The organism is Pseudomonas vranovensis DSM 16006 (assembly GCF_000425805.1).
Lineage (GTDB): Bacteria > Pseudomonadota > Gammaproteobacteria > Pseudomonadales > Pseudomonadaceae > Aquipseudomonas > Aquipseudomonas vranovensis.
The window spans coordinates 465,109-484,637 of record NZ_AUED01000001.1 but is presented as its reverse complement, the minus strand read 5'-3'; the positions used below and the strand labels follow the sequence as shown (position 1 = coordinate 484,637).

Annotated in this window: 24 protein-coding genes and 1 tRNA gene; 12 read left to right on the top strand and 13 right to left on the bottom strand. The window is 57.7% G+C overall.

Features of this window, described 5'->3' with window-relative positions; translation table 11 throughout:
- The first annotated feature begins 15 nt into the window (after positions 1-15).
- On the top strand, positions 16-1,026 hold the full coding sequence (locus tag H621_RS0102665; protein WP_028941868.1) for a DNA topoisomerase IB: 1,011 nt from the start codon (positions 16-18) through the stop codon (positions 1,024-1,026).
- Between the two features lie 280 nt (positions 1,027-1,306).
- Complete coding sequence (gene csrA, locus H621_RS0102660; protein ID WP_028941867.1) at positions 1,307-1,507, top strand: carbon storage regulator CsrA; 201 nt, start codon at positions 1,307-1,309, stop codon at positions 1,505-1,507.
- Positions 1,508-1,579: 72 nt separating this feature from the next.
- On the opposite strand, the gene H621_RS0102655 is transcribed toward csrA, so the two are convergent.
- The 4 genes from H621_RS0102655 to H621_RS26875 all read right to left on the bottom strand — a co-directional run bounded on the left by H621_RS0102655 (position 1,580) and on the right by H621_RS26875 (position 4,872).
- Positions 1,580-1,951 (bottom strand): response regulator, encoded by a 372-nt coding sequence (locus tag H621_RS0102655; protein WP_028941866.1) that lies wholly within the window; start codon positions 1,949-1,951, stop codon positions 1,580-1,582.
- Between the two features lie 19 nt (positions 1,952-1,970).
- Positions 1,971-3,416 (bottom strand): ATPase domain-containing protein, encoded by a 1,446-nt coding sequence (locus H621_RS0102650; RefSeq protein ID WP_028941865.1) that lies wholly within the window; start codon positions 3,414-3,416, stop codon positions 1,971-1,973.
- Between the two features lie 12 nt (positions 3,417-3,428).
- The gene (locus H621_RS0102645) at positions 3,429-4,583 is read right to left on the bottom strand and encodes a two-component system sensor histidine kinase NtrB (RefSeq protein WP_028941864.1); all 1,155 of its coding nucleotides are present in this window, start codon (positions 4,581-4,583) and stop codon (positions 3,429-3,431) included.
- A gap of 91 nt (positions 4,584-4,674) precedes the next feature.
- On the bottom strand, positions 4,675-4,872 hold the full coding sequence (locus H621_RS26875; RefSeq protein WP_084167913.1) for a hypothetical protein: 198 nt from the start codon (positions 4,870-4,872) through the stop codon (positions 4,675-4,677).
- A gap of 545 nt (positions 4,873-5,417) precedes the next feature.
- Between H621_RS26875 and H621_RS0102630 the strand changes: the two genes are divergently transcribed.
- Together H621_RS0102630 and H621_RS0102625 are read left to right on the top strand one after the other, a co-directional pair.
- Positions 5,418-5,502, top strand: a tRNA-Leu gene (locus H621_RS0102630).
- Positions 5,503-5,628: 126 nt separating this feature from the next.
- Complete coding sequence (locus tag H621_RS0102625; RefSeq protein ID WP_028941862.1) at positions 5,629-6,042, top strand: DoxX family protein; 414 nt, start codon at positions 5,629-5,631, stop codon at positions 6,040-6,042.
- A gap of 76 nt (positions 6,043-6,118) precedes the next feature.
- Here the strand turns inward: H621_RS0102625 and H621_RS28680 are convergent, their stop codons facing one another.
- Positions 6,119-6,292: a hypothetical protein gene (locus H621_RS28680; RefSeq protein WP_167332086.1), complete on the bottom strand. Its 174-nt coding sequence runs from the start codon at positions 6,290-6,292 to the stop codon at positions 6,119-6,121.
- Between the two features lie 48 nt (positions 6,293-6,340).
- A complete protein-coding gene (locus H621_RS0102615) occupies positions 6,341-6,535 on the bottom strand; it encodes a hypothetical protein (protein WP_028941861.1) in 195 nt (64 codons plus the stop codon).
- A 254-nt stretch (positions 6,536-6,789) separates the two neighbouring features.
- On the opposite strand from H621_RS0102615, the gene H621_RS28910 reads away from it, so the two are divergent.
- The 3 genes from H621_RS28910 (at position 6,790) to H621_RS0102605 (ending at position 9,259) form a co-directional block, all read left to right on the top strand.
- The gene (locus tag H621_RS28910) at positions 6,790-7,026 is read left to right on the top strand and encodes a hypothetical protein (protein ID WP_084167912.1); all 237 of its coding nucleotides are present in this window, start codon (positions 6,790-6,792) and stop codon (positions 7,024-7,026) included.
- A 171-nt stretch (positions 7,027-7,197) separates the two neighbouring features.
- Positions 7,198-7,452 (top strand): hypothetical protein, encoded by a 255-nt coding sequence (locus H621_RS0102610; RefSeq protein ID WP_036989325.1) that lies wholly within the window; start codon positions 7,198-7,200, stop codon positions 7,450-7,452.
- Positions 7,453-7,687: 235 nt separating this feature from the next.
- Positions 7,688-9,259, top strand: a complete 1,572-nt coding sequence (locus H621_RS0102605; RefSeq protein WP_028941859.1) for an arylsulfatase — start codon at positions 7,688-7,690, stop codon at positions 9,257-9,259.
- Positions 9,260-9,337: 78 nt separating this feature from the next.
- Here H621_RS0102605 and H621_RS0102600 read toward each other — a convergent pair whose 3' ends face one another.
- Positions 9,338-10,018 carry a nitroreductase family protein gene (locus H621_RS0102600; RefSeq protein WP_028941858.1) on the bottom strand — a complete coding sequence of 227 codons (681 nt, stop codon included), beginning with the start codon at positions 10,016-10,018 and terminating at the stop codon, positions 9,338-9,340.
- Positions 10,019-10,171: 153 nt separating this feature from the next.
- On the bottom strand, positions 10,172-10,573 hold the full coding sequence (locus tag H621_RS0102595) for a hypothetical protein (RefSeq protein ID WP_028941857.1): 402 nt from the start codon (positions 10,571-10,573) through the stop codon (positions 10,172-10,174).
- Between the two features lie 368 nt (positions 10,574-10,941).
- Between H621_RS0102595 and H621_RS0102590 the strand changes: the two genes are divergently transcribed.
- Both H621_RS0102590 and H621_RS0102585 read left to right on the top strand, forming a co-directional pair.
- Positions 10,942-12,030 (top strand): YkvI family membrane protein, encoded by a 1,089-nt coding sequence (locus tag H621_RS0102590; protein ID WP_028941856.1) that lies wholly within the window; start codon positions 10,942-10,944, stop codon positions 12,028-12,030.
- Between the two features lie 386 nt (positions 12,031-12,416).
- Positions 12,417-13,091 (top strand): DUF3313 domain-containing protein, encoded by a 675-nt coding sequence (locus H621_RS0102585; protein WP_028941855.1) that lies wholly within the window; start codon positions 12,417-12,419, stop codon positions 13,089-13,091.
- Between the two features lie 52 nt (positions 13,092-13,143).
- On the opposite strand, the gene H621_RS0102580 is transcribed toward H621_RS0102585, so the two are convergent.
- Positions 13,144-13,518 carry a hypothetical protein gene (locus H621_RS0102580; RefSeq protein ID WP_028941854.1) on the bottom strand — a complete coding sequence of 125 codons (375 nt, stop codon included), beginning with the start codon at positions 13,516-13,518 and terminating at the stop codon, positions 13,144-13,146.
- A 517-nt stretch (positions 13,519-14,035) separates the two neighbouring features.
- Between H621_RS0102580 and H621_RS0102575 the strand changes: the two genes are divergently transcribed.
- The gene (locus H621_RS0102575) at positions 14,036-15,613 is read left to right on the top strand and encodes an arylsulfatase (RefSeq protein ID WP_028941853.1); all 1,578 of its coding nucleotides are present in this window, start codon (positions 14,036-14,038) and stop codon (positions 15,611-15,613) included.
- Between the two features lie 157 nt (positions 15,614-15,770).
- Here the strand turns inward: H621_RS0102575 and H621_RS0102570 are convergent, their stop codons facing one another.
- From H621_RS0102570 to H621_RS27910, 3 genes are all read right to left on the bottom strand, one after another.
- Positions 15,771-16,004: a hypothetical protein gene (locus H621_RS0102570; protein WP_028941852.1), complete on the bottom strand. Its 234-nt coding sequence runs from the start codon at positions 16,002-16,004 to the stop codon at positions 15,771-15,773.
- 163 nt (positions 16,005-16,167) lie between these two features.
- Positions 16,168-16,368, bottom strand: a complete 201-nt coding sequence (locus H621_RS0102565) for a hypothetical protein (protein WP_028941851.1) — start codon at positions 16,366-16,368, stop codon at positions 16,168-16,170.
- Positions 16,369-16,603: 235 nt separating this feature from the next.
- Positions 16,604-16,897, bottom strand: a complete 294-nt coding sequence (locus H621_RS27910) for a hypothetical protein (protein WP_084167911.1) — start codon at positions 16,895-16,897, stop codon at positions 16,604-16,606.
- A gap of 168 nt (positions 16,898-17,065) precedes the next feature.
- Between H621_RS27910 and H621_RS28430 the strand changes: the two genes are divergently transcribed.
- A complete protein-coding gene (locus tag H621_RS28430; protein WP_156905595.1) occupies positions 17,066-17,260 on the top strand; it encodes a hypothetical protein in 195 nt (64 codons plus the stop codon).
- On the opposite strand, the gene pdxR is transcribed toward H621_RS28430, so the two are convergent.
- Complete coding sequence (gene pdxR / locus H621_RS0102560; protein WP_028941850.1) at positions 17,253-18,734, bottom strand: MocR-like pyridoxine biosynthesis transcription factor PdxR; 1,482 nt, start codon at positions 18,732-18,734, stop codon at positions 17,253-17,255. The genes H621_RS28430 and pdxR overlap by 8 nt on opposite strands.
- 101 nt (positions 18,735-18,835) lie before the next feature.
- Between pdxR and H621_RS0102555 the strand changes: the two genes are divergently transcribed.
- Positions 18,836-19,306, top strand: a complete 471-nt coding sequence (locus H621_RS0102555) for a GNAT family N-acetyltransferase (RefSeq protein ID WP_028941849.1) — start codon at positions 18,836-18,838, stop codon at positions 19,304-19,306.
- Positions 19,307-19,529: the final 223 nt, after the last annotated feature.

The following is a 19,529-nucleotide window of genomic DNA, read 5'->3' as shown; positions in this document are numbered from 1 at the left end:
ATCGGACCCCGGACTATGCCCGACATTCCCCTGCCCGATGAGTTGCACTATGTCGATGACAGCCAGCCGGGCCTGCGTCGAAAAACACTGCGTGGGTCCTTTGTCTATGTCGATGCCGCGGGCCGGCGCATCAACGACCCCGTCACCCTGGAGCGCATCAAGGCGCTGGCCATTCCCCCGGCCTACACCGACGTGTGGATCTGTGCCGACCCGTGCGGCCACCTGCAAGCCACCGGGCGTGATGCACGCGGCCGCAAGCAATATCGCTATCACTTGCAGTGGCGGGACTTTCGCGACAGCCACAAGTACGGCCGCATGCTGGCCTTCGCCAACCTGCTGCCCAAGCTGCGCAGCCAGCTGGACAGCCACCTGGCACGCCCCGGGTTGGACCGGGAAAAGGTCCTGGCGCTGGTCGTGAGCCTGCTCGACACCACACTGATACGAGTGGGCAGCCGCCAATATGCCCGCGACAACCACTCATTTGGCCTGACCACCCTGCGCAATCGCCACGTCAAGGTCCAGGGCAGCGCCATACGCTTCTGCTTTCGCGGCAAAAGCGGCATCGAACACCAGGTGACCCTGCGCAACCGCCGCCTGGCCAATCTGGTCAAGCGTTGCATGGACTTGCCGGGCCAGGACCTGTTCCAGTACCAGGATGAACAGGGCCAACGCCATTGCATCGGCTCGGCCGACGTCAACGCCTTCTTGCAACAGCTGACCGGCAGCGACTTTACCGCCAAGGACTACCGCACCTGGGCGGGCAGCACCCTGGCTCTGAACCGATTGCGCACGCTGCAGTGGCAACCGGAGCCACAGGCTCGCCAGCAAATCGTTGAAACGGTCAAGCACGTGGCCCTGCGCCTGGGCAATACGCCAGCGGTGTGCCGACGTTGCTACATTCATCCGGCCTTGCTGGAGTGTTTTGCCCGTGGCGAGTTGGCCAAACTGCCAACTGCACGAAAACGCAAGGGCCTGGAGGTCGAGGAAGTTCGCCTGTTGTTGTTTCTACAGGGTATTGCCCCTTGAAATTGCCTTCGATTGACCATAGTTCTCATATCATGCAGAGAAATTTCCCATATTCGTCCAACCCCCCTATGCTTGCGGGTGTGAGCAGCGTTCGCTGCTGCGGAGCGCTCAATTGCCCCCTGGGGACCTGCTACTAAAGACTCACTACAGAATCTGTGTTCGGAGGAATTAATATCCGCCGAAAGCGTCTTTAATGAAGGAATAGAGGAACGCGTTGCGCGTGTTTCCGGCCGCTGCAGGCAAGGCCTGTGGGGCAACTTACGTTACCAAGGAGATATAAATGCTGATACTCACCCGCAAGGTTGGCGAAAGCATCGTCATCAATGACGACATCAAAGTCACCATTCTGGGCGTCAAAGGTATGCAAGTGAGGATCGGCATCGATGCACCCAAAGATGTCCAGGTGCACCGCGAGGAGATTTTCAAACGCATCCAGGCCGGCAGCCCGGCACCGGACAAAGGAGACGAGCATCACGAGTAACCCTCGCTGACTCAAGCCGCACGGATGCGCTTGACCCTGCCACGCAAGCCCTGGCAGCAGGCCGCAATGGCCTCATGATGGTTCGGGTGCGCCGACCAGCTCCTTGACCTTGGCAATCATCTTGTCGATGTCGAACGGCTTGTCGAACACAGCTACGAACAAGTCGGGATTGTCTCGCCCCTGATGGGCCTGGGCACCGCTCATCAAAATGACCGGCAAGCCCTGCAATTGCAATTCTTCGCGGATCTTTCTTGCCAGCTCTTCGCCATTGAGCTGCGGCATCATGTAGTCGGTGATCACCAGCTCCACGCGCTTTTCTTTCAAGAAATCCAGTGCCTTCTGCCCATTGCTGGCCGTTTCGACCACGTAGCCTTCATCCTCAAGGGCGTAGCCGAGGATATTGGCGATCAAGTACTCGTCGTCGACGACCAGAATCGTACTCATGGCAGTGCAGCCTGCAGACTCACGCGCCCTGCACCGGCGTCGCGGTACCGGACAGCACCGCCGTGGCCTGGGTGAAGGCTTTTTTCAGATCAATACCCTGGTCGCTGATGATCAGCTCCAACAGCGCCGGATCGTAATAGCTGTCCCTCACCTTGAGAATCGACAACAGGCGCTTGAGTTCCGAGTCCAGCTCGACAAATCGCATCAGCAGCAGGTTGTCGACGATGCTCGAGAGGTCTGGTGCAGGTGCGTTGATTTCTGATCCGAAGATATCGCGCATTTCCCAGGTGGCCATGACACAGACGTCACGGGCGCGCAGTTCGCCGGTCAGGGCGCGGAAGAATTCATTCAGCCTCGCAGGATTGGTCGCCAGTCGGGTGAAGGCGCCCAGGCTGTCGATCAGCACACGACGAATGCCATGCGCCTGGACGTGCTGCAGCAAACGCGCACCGACATCATCGAGCAACCCCTCGGTAGTTGGCTGCCAGACGATATGCAATGCGCCGCTACGCTCCAGGCCGGCAAAGTCATGGCCAAGGGCGCTGGCCTTGAGGCGCAAACGCTGGGGCGTCTCATAAAAGCCAAAATGCAGGCCGGGTGCATCGACAGTGGACGCGGCCAGGAAACTCACACCCAGGGACGTCTTGCCGATACCCGAAGGCCCCATCACCAGGGTCAGCGACGCGTCGGGCAACCCACCGCCCAACAGCTCATCGAATACCTTCACACCACTGCCGACTCGGCCAAGCACATCGCTGCCCAAGCTGCTCGGGTGGCTGTAGAGCGATTCCAGCCTGGGGTAGACCTGCAGGCCGTGATCCGTGATCTCGCATTCATGCAAACCTGACAGCGCCCCGCTGCCTCGCGTCTTGCGCAGCTGGATGCGCCGGATCGAGCGGTTGCCGACCAACTCCTCGCCCAATTCGATCACACCATCGACCATGGTGTGCTCCGGGCTACCGTCGTCCAGTCGCGAACTGGTGAGAAACAGCACCGTGCAGCCCGCGAACGCCGCATGCCCTTGCAGCTCGGCAATGAATTTCTTGGTATCAAGAGGCGTTTCAGCCCGGGAGCGGGCGGTGAGCAAGCCGTCGACGATCAACAACGTAGCCTGGTGACGATTGATTTCCCCACGCAGCAACTTGACCACCTCGTCCAACCCTTCGCTCTCCAGCGTGTCGAATGCGCTGACAAACTGGATCTGATTGCCGATCAGAGCCGGATCGAAAAAGGCCAGGGTCGAAAGGTACTGGAACAAGCGCTCGTGGGATTCGCTCAACAAGGTCGCTACCAGTACTCGCCCACCCTGGCCGACATGGTTGAAGGCCAGTTGGTTGGCCAGAATCGTCTTGCCCGACCCCGGTCGCCCTTGAACAATGTAGGAGGCGCCGACGATCAGACCGCCCTTGAGTAGCGCATCGAGCCCAGTAATATCGGTGGCAAGTCGTTTGAGCTGTTCCACGATAGTGCGACCTGTTCAATTCGTCGTTGAGGTGACCGGTTGGTAGGCCGGCAGGTACAGCGTCATGCAAGTGCCGTTGTCGGCGCTGCTGACGACGGTGACCGCGCCATTGCTTTGCCTGGCAAAACCATAGACCTGGCTCAACCCTAATCCAGTTCCCTTGCCAAAGGCCTTGGTGGTGAAAAAAGGTTCAAAAATACGCGGCAGCACATGCGGGGCAATGCCTCGGCCATTGTCGCTGACATCCAGGCGCACAAAGCTGCCCTGCAGGTCATCGACCTCCCCTTGCAAGTGGCAGTTGCGCGCCCGCAAGTCGATCACCCCGTCGTGCTCGACGGCATCGCGGGCATTGAAGATCAGGTTGAGCAAGACCATCTGCAGTTGACTACCATCGACTTCGACATCCTGCACGTCTTCGTCGATCCGTATATGCAGCTCGATGTCTTTGGGCAGTGCCTGCCCGAGCAACATCCGCGTCGAATCGATCAAGGGGGGCAAGGCGACCCTTCCGGTGTTCATTGCCTTGTGCCGGGCAAAACTCAGCAACTGCTGGGTCATCTGGGTGCCCCGCTCACCGGCATCGAGAATATGCTCGAGCAAACGCTGGGTACGCTGCGGATCCCGGCTGCTGAGGGCCAGGCGGGCCGAGCCGAGAATGATGGTCAGAAGGTTGTTGAAGTCATGGGCCATGCCCCCGGTCAATTGGCCGAGGGCTTCAAGCTTTTGCGCCTGGAACAACTGCGCACGCATGGCATCGAGCTGCTGGGCTGCCTCGCGGCGGTCGGTGATGTCGCGGGTGACTTTCGCAAGGCCGACAATTTCGCCCTCCGTCCCACGGACCACATCCAGTGCTGCCAAAGCCCAGAACTGCGTGCCGTCCTTGCGCACACGCCAGCCCTCATCCTGGGCAACACCGGTACTCAAGGCCAACGCCAGGAGCCTGGCCGGCTTGCCTTCGACACAATCCTGCTCGGTGAAAAACAGCGAGAAATGCTTGCCGATCACTTCGTCGGCGCGCCAACCCTTGATCCGTTGTGCACCTGCGTTCCAGGACACTACATACCCATCGACATCAAGCATATAGATGGCGTAGTCCACCACCGCCTGCACCAGTTGCTCATAACGACTGGCATGCATGGTGTGTAAATCCGAGCGATCAGAAGGCCCCATGGCAGCTCCACGCAAATCGCAGACGTAGTCAAGAATAGACAGCATACGCTGCTTGCAACGACTCAGGCCCGGCAATTGTTCCGGTGTGTCGCTACTGTGTTTGCCTGGGGCGGGTCTTGAACACAAGGTACAGGCACCCCGCCAGAATCAGTGCCCCACCGGTAAACGCGTATACCCGCTGCTCGGTGGCAAGGTCCGGATCACTGCCCATCAACACCAGCAGTACACCCGATGCGATCAGGCTGAAAAACAGAAAGGCTGCTGCCAACCAGGCATTGACGAACAGCAAGCGCCAGAACCACCGGGCACGAGACCTGGGTGGCTGAGGTGAAGGGAGCTCGGGGGCAGACACGTCGCGACTGGCTCATGTTGGATCCAATGAGCGGTACAGTGGCCGAATGACATTTCGGTGTCAATTGCTCTATAGTCAGCCCTTCCCTGCTCGTATCAACCATTAATGAGGGCGCAACACTTGGCTGCCGACCCACGGATGAAAGGCATTCACGACGATTTGCACAGCACCGCACGCGAACTTGAACGTGTGTCGCGAGAGCTAGGAGGCCACGCCCGCTACCTGCAGTGCTCGGTCCACCACACCGATGCCGCCGAGGTGCTGGGGCAGATTCAGGGGCTGCAAGCTTCAGTTGAGCAACTTCGCGACGTTGCACATCGAATCCGTCGATAAGCCCCGCCCAAGCGACACCTGGGGGCCGGCGTGCGGTTGACTCAAATATAACGATGAGTTATAAAGCACGCTTGATTGCGGAGGAAAAGCATTTTCCCCAGGGCTTTGATTCAATCGCGCGCCCGGTCGCCAGACGCTTTCAAACCTGTGCGAGTGTGGTGGAATTGGTATACACAGCAGACTTAAAATCTGCCGGCGTGAGCCTTGCGGGTTCGAGTCCCGCCACTCGCACCATCTTCTGAAAAAGGCGCCTTCAAGGCGCCTTTTTGTTGCCTGCGATTCATGCCCTTCCCTGCCTGCGGCGCAAAGGCTGCACGCACCTGCTATGGTGAAATTGCCCCATCACAAAGGAAGGCAGCCATGCGCTATACCCTGTTCGACAACCAGCGTGACGTGATCATCCTGCTTGCGCGGATTCTATTGATGATCCTGTTCGTGATGTCTGGCTGGAGCAAGATGACCGGCTTTTCCGGTACCGTCGAGTACCTCGGCTCCCTGGGCGCGCCCATGCCCCAGGTGGCTGCCGGGGTGGCAGTAGCCATGGAGTTCTTCATCGCAATACTGTTGATTCTCGGGTTCTATACCCGCCCACTGGCGTTTCTGTTCGCCCTGTTCGTGGTGGGTACCGCCGTTATCGGCCACCCATTCTGGAACATGGTCGACCCGGCGCGTGCCGCCAACAGCGTTCAGTTCTTCAAGAACATGAGCATCACCGGCGGCTTGCTGCTGCTCGCCGTTACCGGTGCCGGCAGATTCTCGGTAGACGGGCGATAGTTCCACCACTTTTAAGAGCGGGCTCGCCCGCGATAGCAGTCTGCCTGACGCACTGCATCGCGGGGCAACCCCGCGACTACAAGTCGTCCAGGGTATCGACGCCTTCGTCCCAGTCCACGTCGTCTTCTTCCTCATCCGCCGGATCATACATCGGGTCGACTTCGTCCTGTAGCGCGGGATCGGCGTCATAGAACTCATGATCCAGCAAGTGATCGTGTTCGGGTTCGTGAAGGTCTTGTTCGTCGTGCATCGAAGGTTCCAGATTTTCGCGCCTGTATAAGTGCGCAATGATTACAGCTCACTCCTGGCGAAGCAACGCGGCATTGGCCTGTCGAACCATCTGTACCCATTCACTGGCACTCACCGAGCCTGAGTGCTCAAGCCGCTCTGCAGCCAACAGGGCCTGGTCATATTCCGCTTCTTGCAGGGAGTGCTCGCCAAGATACCTGGCCCGCCATTCCAGCATCGCCGCAGCGCCTTGTTTATCGTCCATCCCCATCCTCACGTTGCGCTGATTGAAGGCACGCAATCCAGGTGCCGCCTGAAAGGCGGCGAGATTACACCACATCAAAGCCAATGAGAATTGTTTGCATTTTTACCCTTATCAGAAACAGACGAGCGGACAATCGCTTGCGCTGGGCATCTGCGTCGCAACGGCCTCGTGAGGCACTGTTTTGGTCGCTAACGACCTTGTTGGCTGTCAACACAGCGACTAATACTTAAGTCTTACCTGGGGAGGTATAAAAAATGCTGCCAAGATTCGTTGTCGTTCCAGCAGTGCCCATTGAGACGCATTCTGTACGCAACGGCACTCGATACTACGCAACTACTGTCACGGGAGGTTTTGACCTCTATGACAATCAGGAAAAGCTTCGACTCAAGCCCAGCTATCCCACCCGGGCCGAGGCCGACGCCGAATGCGCCAGAAGAAACAGCGAGCCCAGCTGTCACTATGCGGTCTTTCCTCAACTACGGACGGTTTGAGCCATACCTGATCCTTGCTGTTCAACGGTTGTCCCAGCGGCTCTTCGTGGCACTTGTCTGCGGGAGACTGGCAGATTCGGGCAACCCGCACAGGTGAGCTACGCTCAATAGGTTGACACGAGCGTGCTGTACTCGCGTCTGGCTGGTTTTATTTCGTTCGGGAGAACCGTTATGAAGTACCTGGCAGCGTTTATCGTCACACTGACACTGGGCAGTTCCGCCTTCGCCACTGAATGCGATGACAGCATCAAACAGCTCGAAAATATCGACAAGACCGACGGCCAGGCCCTTGCCGGTGGTAAGGTCGATGAGTTTCGCGAATTGCTCGATCAGGCCAAGCAGGCACAAAAAGCAGGCGATGAAGAGCTGTGCAATGCTTCAGCGCAGCGCGCCCTGCAGATCTACAAGGTTGGACGCAGCAAATAGGCGAACACCTTGACTCGGTCGCTGCCGCTTGAGCCTCCACGACCGCTTCGCGTTCGATCGCAGCCTGGCGGCAGCGGCTACGAGCAGGACTGCATTTCCTGCTGAATACTCCCCTGGCTAGTTTGTTCGAACTACCCGGATTTCCCCCTCAATATCCTCCCTTCTGCTGTCGCGGTTTCACCACCTGTCTCTCTAGTATCGAAGTCAAAATCAACAATAACAATGGAGACAGGACATGACCCGCACAGGGAAATGGTCACGCCTACTTGCCGTGGCAGGTGCATTATTAATCGCGTCACTGGGTGTAAGCGCCGCCGACAAACCGAACATCCTGGTGATCTTTGGTGACGATATCGGCATGTTCAATATCAGCGCCTACAACCAGGGGATGATGGGCTACGAGACCCCCAACATCGACCGCATCGCACGGGAAGGCGCATTGTTCACCCACTCCTATGGCGAGCAGTCCTGCACCGCCGGCCGCTCGGCCTTCGCGCTGGGCCAGCACCCCTTCCGCACCGGCCTGTTGACGGTCGGAATGCCGGGCTCCGAGCATGGCATTCCGGACTGGGCACCGACGATCGGTGATGTGATGAAACAGCAAGGCTATACCACCGGCCAGTTTGGCAAGAATCACCTGGGTGATCGCGACCGGCATCTGCCAACCAACCATGGTTTCGACGAGTTCTTCGGCAACCTCTACCACATGAATGCCGAGGAAGAGCCGGAAACCTACTACTATCCCAAGGACCCCGAGTTCCGCAAAAAGTACGGTCCGCGCGGGGTGATCCACTCCTACGCCGACGGCAAGATCGAAGACACCGGTGCCCTGACCCGCAAGCGCATGGAAACCATCGACGATGAACTGGTGCAGGCCACCGAAAACTTCATCGACAAGGCACACAAGGCAGACAAGCCCTTTTTCGTCTGGTTCAACTCCACTCGCATGCACATCTGGACCCACCTGAAGAAGGAGTCCGAAGGCAAGACGGGCGTTGGCCTGTACCCGGACGGTATGGTCGAGCACGACGGTCATGTCGGTCAGTTGCTGAAAAAGCTCGATGACCTCGGGATCGCCGACAACACGATCATCATCTATACCACCGACAACGGCGCCCAAAAGTTCTCCTGGCCCGACGGTGGCACCTCGCCCTTTGCCGGCGAAAAAGGGACATCCAACGAAGGGGGGCATCGCGTGCCTTTGTTGGTCAAATGGCCCAAGGTCATCAAGCCGGGCAGCCACTACAACAACTTGATTGCCCACAACGACTGGATGCCCACGCTGGCTGCCGCCGCCGGAGACCCGACGCTGGTTACCGACCTGGCCAAGGGTGGCAAGCTCAACGGCAAGGACTACCGTGTCCATCTGGACGGCTACAACTTCCTGCCGTTTTTCAAGGGGGAGGAGAAGAGCAGCCCACGCGAGGAGTACTTGTACTTCAGCATGGGTGGTGACCTGGATGCGATCCGCTGGAAGGAATGGCGGGTCAGCTTCGCCACCATGGACGGCGATTTCGGTACCGCGTCGCGCAAGGTGACCAATGCCCCGATACTCACCAACCTGTTGGCCGACCCGTTCCAGACCGCTCGCCAGGAATCGCCTCTGTCCAAGCGCTGGGCAGCCGACCAAATCTGGCTGTTCGTTCCGGTACAGGCCAAGGTCAAGTCCTTCCTGGCCAGCCTGTCGCAGTACCCGTTTCAGGAAGGCGTCAGCCTGAACGTCGGCAATATCAACTACCAGAGCCTCGCGGTGAAGAAAGCGCTGATGGGCCTGAAGAACGCGCCACCTGCCAAGCCAGGCGAATAGAGGTAATCGAGGACCTGAAACACAAGGGCAGCCATTGGCTGCCCTTTTTCGTTGGCGCTGCGATCAGTGCGCTGCGAATCAAACGTCGTGCCACGACACCGCGCTTTCGGTCGCGGCTCGCGAGGTGAAAAAGCGATTGGCCGGCGCGTCGTGATCGGCATGCCCAAACGACACACCACACACCACCAACCGGCTTTCATCAATTGCAAAGTGGCGCCGCACAAACGCTGCATGGCTGGCCAATGCGGCCTGAGCGATGGCCCCGAGTCCCAGCGCCTCGGCAGCAAGCAGCAGGTTGGCAACATAACCACCACAATCGACGGCACCGTAGGTGCCGAGCCCTCGTTCGGTGGTAATGATCGCGACGTGTGGCGCCCCGAAGAGTGAAAAGTTGCGCAGCATCTGCTGCCGACTCGCCATTCGGTCACCCGGTGCAATACCGATACTCTCGTAGAGCTGCTGCCCACATTCGCGCCGGCGTTGTTGGTAAACCCCGTTATATTCAGCCGGAAAATCAAAGTCCGGCTGAGCGGAACCGGACAGCAACTCGGCTGCATAGGCAGCCCGAAACCGCTCCGTCGCCTCGCCACGGGTAACGATGACTTGCCAAGGCTGAGTGTTGCACCATGAGGCCGAGCGCTGGGCCAGCGCGAACATGTTCATTGCCACCTCATGCTCGACGGGCTGTGGCAAAAAGCCCCGGCAACTGCGGCGGCGGTGTAACAAGCGTTCCAACGTGTCGAGGGGTGCTGGATTCATCGTGGAGCCCTGTTCGATTCATGAAAATCATCCCGACACTAATGCTGAGGGGCGCTCCCTGGTTGGCACAACCACCTCCAGTGGGTGGGCAGGGAAGCACTCGGCATGCTTGTGTTTACTTTGCGTGGCCTCCGTGGGCAAGCCCTGCCCTGCTCATGCGGTCCCCCTGCGTTTTTGAATCAGCACCGCGAGCCCCGCCAGGAGAATGGCGAACAGGTACGCAAACAAACCAAGGTTGATCCCCACAATCATTTTTTCCGAGCCATCCGTGAGCGCCATTGAGCCCCCGTAGCCGTCACGCAGCCAGTAGGCCATCAAGAAGCCCCCGGTGACGAACACGGTAAGCAGGCTCGCCAGCCTGAGGTCATCCTTGCCCCACACAAGCCACACGCTGAATGCGCCAATGGCCGTATTGGTAAACAACTGCCACGTCTCGTGCAGACGCGCATGGGGCGCCCACGCCTGATTGAAGACATGGGTATCATTGATCTCGAGAATCGGTACAACGACGGCGTAAAAAACAATGCCAACGGTCACCAGGCACTTTTCCAGCATGTAAAACCTCCCTGTCCTGCGTTTATCCAACGTATCCGGCAGGCTGCTCATCCCGCTGCAGAGTGGTGCAGACCCGCCCATCATGCGACAAAGCGCAGAGGACGTTGCGGTCAATTTCGCCGGACTTGCGCAACTTATGGCGCCGAAACATTTTTTTCAGCGTTTTCAACCAGATACACCGACTTATTCAGGCAAAACAACTAGCCCACTCTTCCTATACTGCAGGGCGGCGTCCGCATGCCTGCGCGCTCCAGCGAGCCAGGGTGCTTGTTGTGCTGGCAAGTGGATAGCCGCTCTGCGGAAATGATAGGACAGGAATCGCCTCACGTTTCCATGCAACTAATAAGTCTAAGAACGAGAAAAGTGTAATGAATAAACAATCCATCCAGATTGCGCTGGCTTACATGTCCGTGGTGATCGGCGGCGGCTTCGCCTCCGGGCAGGAGGTACTGCAGTTTTTCACCGGCTATGGACTGATAGGCATTGTCGGTACTCTGGTCAGCGGTGTGCTGTTTGCCTTCCTCGGCATGCAGATCGCCCGGATGAGCTCGCAGATGCAAGCGAACTCCCACAAGGAAGTCCTTTACCGTTTGTTCGGTACTCGAATCGGCTTGGTCGTCGACGTCGTGCTGTCGTTCTTCCTCTACGGTGTCGGCGTTGTGATGCTGGCTGGCAGCGGCTCGATCTTTGCCCAGGAGTACAGCATGCCGCCGTTGTTCGGCGGTGTATTGATGACTGTGCTGGTGATCGCCACCCTGTGCCTGAACGTCAAGCGCATCATCAATCTGATCAGCGCAGTCATGCCCTTCCTGCTGGCAATGGTCCTGATCATCACCACCTACTCGATCTTCAACTACAACGCCTCGGTCGAGACCCTCGACGCCGTTGCCCGCGAGAACAACGAAACGGTCACCGGCAACTGGTTCGTCGGCGCCCTGCTGTACGCATCGTTCAACATCGCCGTAGGCTTCCCGATGCTGGCCGTTATCGGCGGCATGACCAAGCAGCCCAAGGCCGCAGCCGTCGGCGGCATACTCGGAGGCCTTGGCCTGGGCGCGCTGATCCTGCTGCTGAACATCGGCCTGTTCGCCAACATCAACCAGCTGCAGGGCATCGAGATGCCGTCGCTGGCATTGTCGGGGCGCATCTCGCCAATCCTTTCGGTGGTCATGTCGATCGCGCTGGTCTGCATGATCTACAGCACTGCGGTCGGTATGTTCTTTGCCTTCAGCGCCCGCTTTGCCAAGCCTGATTCACGCCGTTTCAAACTCGTCAGCGCAGTGACGGTTTGCGTGGGCCTGGCCTTGAGCCTGGGTGGTTTCAGCAAGTTGGTCGGCACCGTCTACCCACTGCTGGGCTACGTCGGTTTTGCACTGATCCTCGCCATTGGCTTCAGCTGGATTCGCGGCCGCTCCGCTGCCAAGGCGCAACGCGCCGAACTGAACGCCCTGTCCTGAGGCGCGTAGACAAACGCAGTCAAGCCCTTTCAGGGCTTTCCAAAAAACCGATGCCAGGTCCGGGCATCGGTTTTTTTATGCCCGTTCAACGGCCCCCGCCCTGTACTTCCATGTGGATACGCACCGCTGTGCCTCCAGGCTGATCGGAGACTGTTTCCATTCGTTAACACTTGTAAGTTGATACTTACGAGCTAGGTTTGTTCCTAAAGCTCGGTACAGCACATTCCCTAGCAGGAGCGTTCAATGAGAATGGCAGCTCTATCCTTGACCAGCGTCGACGCAGCGTCATCAACTTCTGGTCCACTATTGTCACGCCCGGACACTGCAATCACTGTCTCGGCGGGATACTCGCCGGGACCGCACAATTCGCCACTAGGAGCTACACGATGAAGTCGAAGTACCTGATGATCACGCTCTGCGTCACCTCACTGGCACTCTCAGGCTGTGCCAGCAAGTATGTTGAATCCGATCAATATTCCGGTTTTCTCAAGGACTACAGTGCCCTGAAGGAGGAAAAGTCACCGTCGGGCGCGGCAGTGATGCGCTGGATCGACCCAAAAGTCGATGCCAACAAGTTCAGCAGCGTCTATATCGAGCCAAGCCAACTTTACCCCAAGCCTCAAGCGACGGAAAAAATCCCGGACACCACCTTGCAAGGCATCACCCAGTACTACAACCAGGCCCTGCAGACCCAGTTTTCCAAGGTCGTTCCGCTAGCCAAAGGCCCGGGACCAGGCGTGTTGGTCGTACGGCCGGCGATCACCGCCGTGAGTGCCAAGACCAAGGGGCTGCGTCCGTATGAAGTGATCCCGATCGCCCTGGTCGCCGCGGGCGTCAGTGCTGCCACCGGCATTCGCGATCAGGACACCAGCCTGTCGACCGAAGCGCAGTTTCTCGATGCCAGCAACAACAAAGTCGTTGCCCAGGTCGTACGCAAAGGCGCCGGTGCCGACCTGGAAAACTCCGACCAGGTCATGACGGCCAAGGACGCCAGGGCCGTGCTCGATGGCTGGGCCATCGACATGGTCAAGTCGTTCGAACAACTCAGAACCAAACACTAGGACACGGCCCAGATGCACAAAGCCCAGCGCGACGCTGGGCTTTGAGTACGACCTACGTGTGTGAGCACATCAGCGCTGCGTCCAGCAATCTTCCCTTGTCATACCAGGCATCTCGTTGATAGGCAGAGAATTGATGCTGGCTGCCGGAGCCGTGGACCTCGACAAGGCCAGTGGCTTTATTGGGGTCGGTGCTTTCAACAAAAAGCTTGAGCGTGTCGTTCTCCTTGACCGTGTAGGTTTTTGAGTTTGGACTGCCTTGAAGCTCATCCTGCACACATACAACATAATCGGGTGGACTCTTCCCCGTGCTACCAGAGGTGTAATCATCGCCCTCACGGATATCTGGGTTTTGTGCACAGCCTGCGAGCAAGCAGGCAACGAAAAGCGACAACGTCAAATCACAGGTGGCCGACCTTGAACCCTTCATGTGACACCTTCCGTCTGCCCCCGGGTAAATCAATGGATAGCTACGGATAAAAGCTGCCATTTTTTAGTTGTAGGCCAGACTGACACTCAACAAATCCATCGCCCCTAGAGCGTAGCGCTCGCCACAAATGAAGATTATTCTCGTTTGCTATCTTCCCTACGCTGAATCTGAATAACAACCTGCATCAGCGTGGGTAGTGTTGCCCCGCGCCAATTACAGCTAATCCGTACGTGGGGTTGCAGTGGTCCTGGATGCGCCCTTACGGCGATGGAGAATCCGCAGCAACAACGCGTCCGTGCTGCGCGGCTGCAGCAGACGGACAAGCCATGTCCCAGCAGCTTGGAATAGTGAGCATCGCGTCTGGACGTCTTTCCTGAAACGACTACTTTTAACTCTGTCAGTTGCCACCACACCCATCCTCCACAGTCTGGGACGGCCCCCGGCATGTTTCAAAGCAGGCATCGCATGCAATACAACTATTCGCACTTTGCGACCCACTGGTAAAGGAGCAAGTCAGATGACGCGCGTACGCAAGTGGCTACCCAGAGTCGCCTTGATGGCAACCTCGCTCATGGCGCTATCGGCAACTGCCGCCGCTGCCGACAAACCGAACATACTGGTTATCTTCGGCGACGACATCGGCCAGACCAATATCAGCGCTTACGCTGACGGCGTGGTGGGTTATGAGACCCCGAATATCGACCGCCTAGCCAAAGAAGGCATGAAATTCACCGACTACTACGCGGAGAACAGTTGCACGGCTGGGCGATCGACATTTATTACCGGGCAGTCGCCATTGCGCACTGGCCTCTCCAAAGTGGGTATGCCTGGTGTGCCGGTCGGGCTGCAGGCAAGGGATATAACGATTGCTCAGGCGCTCAAGGCCCAAGGCTATGCCACCGGTCAGTTTGGCAAGAACCATTTAGGGGACAAGGACGAATACCTCCCAACCAACCACGGCTTCGACGAGTTCTTCGGCAACCTGTATCACCTCAACGCCGAAGAGGAACCAGAGCGCCCGTACTGGCCAAAAAACAACGCTGCATTTGTCAAAGCTGCATCGCCACGCGGAGTGATCCACAGCTACGCCGATGGCAAGATCGAAGACACCGGTGCACTGAACAGCAAACGCATGGAAACAATCGATGACGAGACCACTCAGGCCGCCATCAATTTCATTGAGAAACAGGCCAAGGCTGACAAACCATTCTTTGTGTGGATGAACACCACTCGCATGCATGCTTTCACACATGTACGTGATTCCATGAAGGGCCAGAGCGGTATGCCAGGCAACGAATATGCCGATGGCATGCTTGAACACGACGGCGACGTCGGCAAGTTGCTCAAGAGCATCGATGACCTCAAGCTCGCCGACAACACCATCGTTGTCTACACCACTGACAACGGCCCTAATCAATGGTCCTGGCCGGATGCCGCGACCACACCCTTCAGGAACGAGAAAAACTCCAACTGGGAAGGGGCTTACCGCGTTCCAGCAATGGTCCGCTGGCCCGGGAAGATCAAGCCTGGCACCGTTTCTACCCAGATGTTCTCTGGGCTGGACTGGTTCCCGACCTTGCTGGCTGCAGCAGGCGATACCGATATCAAAGATCGCCTCCTAAAGGGAACCAACGTCGGAGGGAGTAACTTCAAGGTACACCTGGACGGCTTCAACCAGCTGGACTACTTGACGGGTAAGGCTGATAAAAGTGCTCGTAACGAGTTCTTCTACTTCAGCGATGATGGCGACCTTGTAGGCATGCGCTATGACGATTGGAAGATTGTCTATTGCGAACAGCGGGCACCCGGTGGCTTGAAGGTATGGAGCGAACCTTTCACGTGCCTGCGAGTACCCAAGCTCTTCAACCTGCGCATGGACCCGTATGAGCGTGCCGACGTGGTATCCGACCAATACTATGATTGGCTGACCAAGAATGACTACTTGATATTCGAGGGCACTCAGAAAGCGGCGGCTTTCCTGGAGACATTTGTCGAATACCCACCGAGCCAACGCCCTGCGAGCTTCAGTATCGACCAGATTCGCGCCGACGTAGATAGACGAATTGAAGCGAAAATGGATCAACAGAAGAAGTGAGTGATGCTGCACCAGCGTCCGCCCAAGGGCGGGCGCGCCCCGCTGTTTCACAGTAATCGTGAAAGCTCTGGACTCGTCCTGCAGTGCTCCAAAAGGTCAAGTCCAGCCTCCCTGCCGAAAAAGTCCGGGGCGATTCCCCCAGGACAGACCGGCGCTCTTAGCCTTGACCGTCATGCACGGTTACCCTCACTCCGGTAGCCACAATCTCGTACTCAGTTTCAGATATTTTTTTCACGTCGCCGCCGAATTGCATCTCGAAATGCTTCAAGCCTTCATGCCGAACCATACCGTGTGGCGAGCGCTCAACGGTCTCGTCCTGATAGATGTTAATCACGTACTCCACGTTATCCGTGCCAACACCCATGATCTTTCCAACATACTTATCTGCCATGTCCGGAGTCCTTGCGTGAAGTCTCGAAGTAGCGGGTACCGACAGGCGCGTCCTTCCCTACCTGGAACCGCCGCGCCACAAAATCACGGTTTCACCGGCTGTGGCGCGGAAGCTTGAACATTTTCAACAACGCGAAGTGCTGCAGATTTGCCAGGAAAACTGATTACTTGAGCTGCAACCGAAGGTTGTTCAAATGCTCAAGTGCAGCCTCCTTCTCCTCCATGGCGGCCGGGCCCTCGCTGCCCATGATTGAGGAATAGGCGTCCTCGTAGACCTTCGCAACAATCTGGGCGCTCTCGGACCGCTTCAGGAAAGCCATTAGAAGGTGTTCAACTGCATCCACTTGCGCTTGATTCAAGCTCACAACAACCTCCTAGACCCGGCCCCATGCCGGTCACCCCGTAATAACCCATCCCACCCATAATTGCCACCATGGTGCATCCGGCCACGGAGGGCGACGCATGCAGGGCGTTCAGGGCTGGACAGCGGGCTGGCGTTCTGCCCAGACCTGATCGGATGAATATATTGGGACTCCAGATCAACAACCTCCAATGACCAGACACAAAGAGGCCGAAGCCTCTGAGCTTCGGCCTTCATCATTACGCCACTTGACGTGGTTTCGCCGACTCGTGACCAGCAGCAAATACCAGTGCCCGGCCAGTGCCCCAGGCCAACGCGCGAGTCATCGTTTCATGAGGTCGGGATGGGTAAGCCTCTTCCACAATGCGGTCTCCACTTTTGGCATATACCCCAATAAAAAGCTGAGTTTCCCCTGTGCGGGAAAGGCGGGTTTGAACATCAATCATGCTGCCGTCATCAAGGATTTCATCGTGATAACGATGGTGAAGGGTGGGGTCTGCCCAGGCCCAGAATACATCGCCGCGATATCTCATACCGAATCTCCTCTGATTACCCAGTAGGCGCGGTAACTGATGAGATAGATATCCATTTCGCTTATAGGCGACCATCGGTGCAATAACCATCCTTTATTGGCCGATACGGCATCCAAAAGCCCAATTCACCCTCTATTGAACAGCCGCTATTGGGCGGGAGGCATCGTCATGTCAAAGAAACTCAAGTCATCGCTGCTTGTACTTTCGGCTTTTCTGCGTGCCAACGAAAACCCCGCAGACGTTAATCTGCGGGGCTTTCAAAAAGGCAAGCCGAGTATGCCTTCCATTCCAACCATTCACCTCGGCAGCTGGGAGATGAGTTTAATCCGCCCCGCCACCTATAGCCGGCCGCAAACTACCTGAGCAGGCCCGCAAACACCTTTGCCAGATTCTCCACCGAGGCGCGCATTTCGCCAGGCGTGTGTGCCGCGAACCCCATCAGAACGCCAACATCATTTCTCGGCGTCGCATGTAAGCCGCCAAGCCCCAGCAGGTCGATACCAACCGCTCTTGCCGCCGTGACCACAGCATCTTCCGAGAGGTCCTGGACGAAATGGCAGGGCATCTGCAGTCCTCCGGCCGGGATGCGCGGCGCTAGAAACTCTCCCAGGCGCTTGTGCACGAGTTCAGCTAGTACGTCCCGTCTCTCGCCATACAGCGCCCTCATGTTCCGCACATGAGCCGTGTAGTGCCCGCCTTCCATAAACCTTGCCAGTGTCAGTTGGGCAATGGACGCTGTATGCCCATCCTGCAGCGTGCGGGCGCTGGTCATCGGGGCGACGAGATTGGGCGGCAACAACAGATAGCCAATACGCAGCCCCGCGAACAGCGACTTGGTGAAGGTGCCGATGTAGAGTGTCCGCTCATGCGGGTCCAGGCCCTGCACGCAGGCAGTTGGCCTGCCTTCGTAGTGGAACTCACTGTCGTAGTCATCCTCGATGATCCAGCCACGCTGCTGCCTTGCCCATTCGATCGCGAGCAACCGTCTGTCAAGCGACAACGTCGCCCCGGTTGGGTATTGATGGGAAGGCGTAAGAAAAACCGCCCTGGCATTACTGGCCAGCGAGCTCATGCCCTCCACCTGCATGCCGCTATCATCCACCGGCACGGGAATGCACTTGAGGCCTGCGGCGGCAACAGCTTTGCGGGTGCCTTGGTAGAGAGGGTCTTCGACCAGCACCGGGTCGCCCGCATCCATGAGTAGTTGCGCGCACAGGCCAAGCGCCTGCTGTGAACTGGTGAGAATCAACACCCGATCGGCGGACGCCTTCGCCCCACGTTCAAGGTTGAGGTAGTCAGCGATTGCAATCCGCAGTGAAGCCATGCCTTGGGGCGCACTGTGATCCAGAGCCTGGGTGCCATATTCCTTGTACACCTGGCGCTCCAGCTTTTCCCAAATTGCCAAGGGAAAGCGCCGGGTCTCGGCTACCCCAGGTGCGAAGGGGCGCGGTGCTTGAAAGTTGTCCACGCCCCCGCCCTGAAGCATGTCCATCGCCCTGCGGCTGAGCTGAGGTGGGCCATCGCAGACAGCCTCGCGTTGGCGCTTTCGCATTGGCAGGTGCCGAGCACGTTGCGAAACGAAACTTCCGCTGCCCACGCGGCGCTCGATGTAACCCTCTGCATGCAACTGACTGTATGCCGCCTCTACGGTATCCCTCGACACGCCCAGGGAACGGGCCAAAGGACGTGAGGCAGGCAACGCCTTGCCGACCGGCAGCGCGCCATCAAGTACCAATTGACGAATCGCCCTCTGGATACGTACATGCAGCGACAACGTTCCATGAGCGGGGTCGGTCATCCAGGCTTTAACCGACTGCAACTGTGAGTGCTTGAACATTGGTCTGGTTCATTTGCAGAAAGTGGTAGGGCAATTCCGGCCATTCTATCGCTATAAATGCATTGTTTTCCGACCATTCTTCAACCGAAAGGGGTTCCACGATGACAGCTGCACAACAATTCGTTTCCGTTCGCGAGTTGGAACAGAGTGATTACCAACCATGGTCCCTGTACTGGGACCAGTATCAGGCGTTCTACAAGGTGGAACTGAGCGAGGACACGACAGAGCTGACCTGGGCTCGGTTCTTCGACCCTGCAGAGCCCGTGCACTGCGCCGTTGCCACGGAAGGTGAGCGGCTTCTCGGCTTCGTCCATTTTGTTTTCCATCGCTCGACCTGGGCGCGTAACAACTTCTGCTACCTCGAGGACCTGTACGTCTGCCCCACTGCCCGGGGGAAAATGGTTGGCAAGCAGTTGATCGAGTTTGTTCAGGGGCAGGCGCAGGAGAAACGCTGCGATCGGCTCTATTGGCATACCCAGGAGACTAACCAGACCGCACAGCGACTATACGATTGGATAGCCGAAAAGCCGGGGGTGATCGAGTACCGGATGGCACTGCCTGCGCTGGACTGAAGCGAATACCACACAACGCTTGCCCCCCCGCAGATCTACTCTGCGGGGCTCGCAATAATTAAGTTGGAATCACATGGCATTGACGGATTCTAGAATGGGTTCCCTATACCGCCATGCATCGAAACCACTGCGCGCACCTCATCAACCTCTGCCGCGCCGGTGATGCTCCCTCCCCTGGGAAAACAACAAACTGCTGCGCCAGTAGTTGCCGAAAACGCAGGAG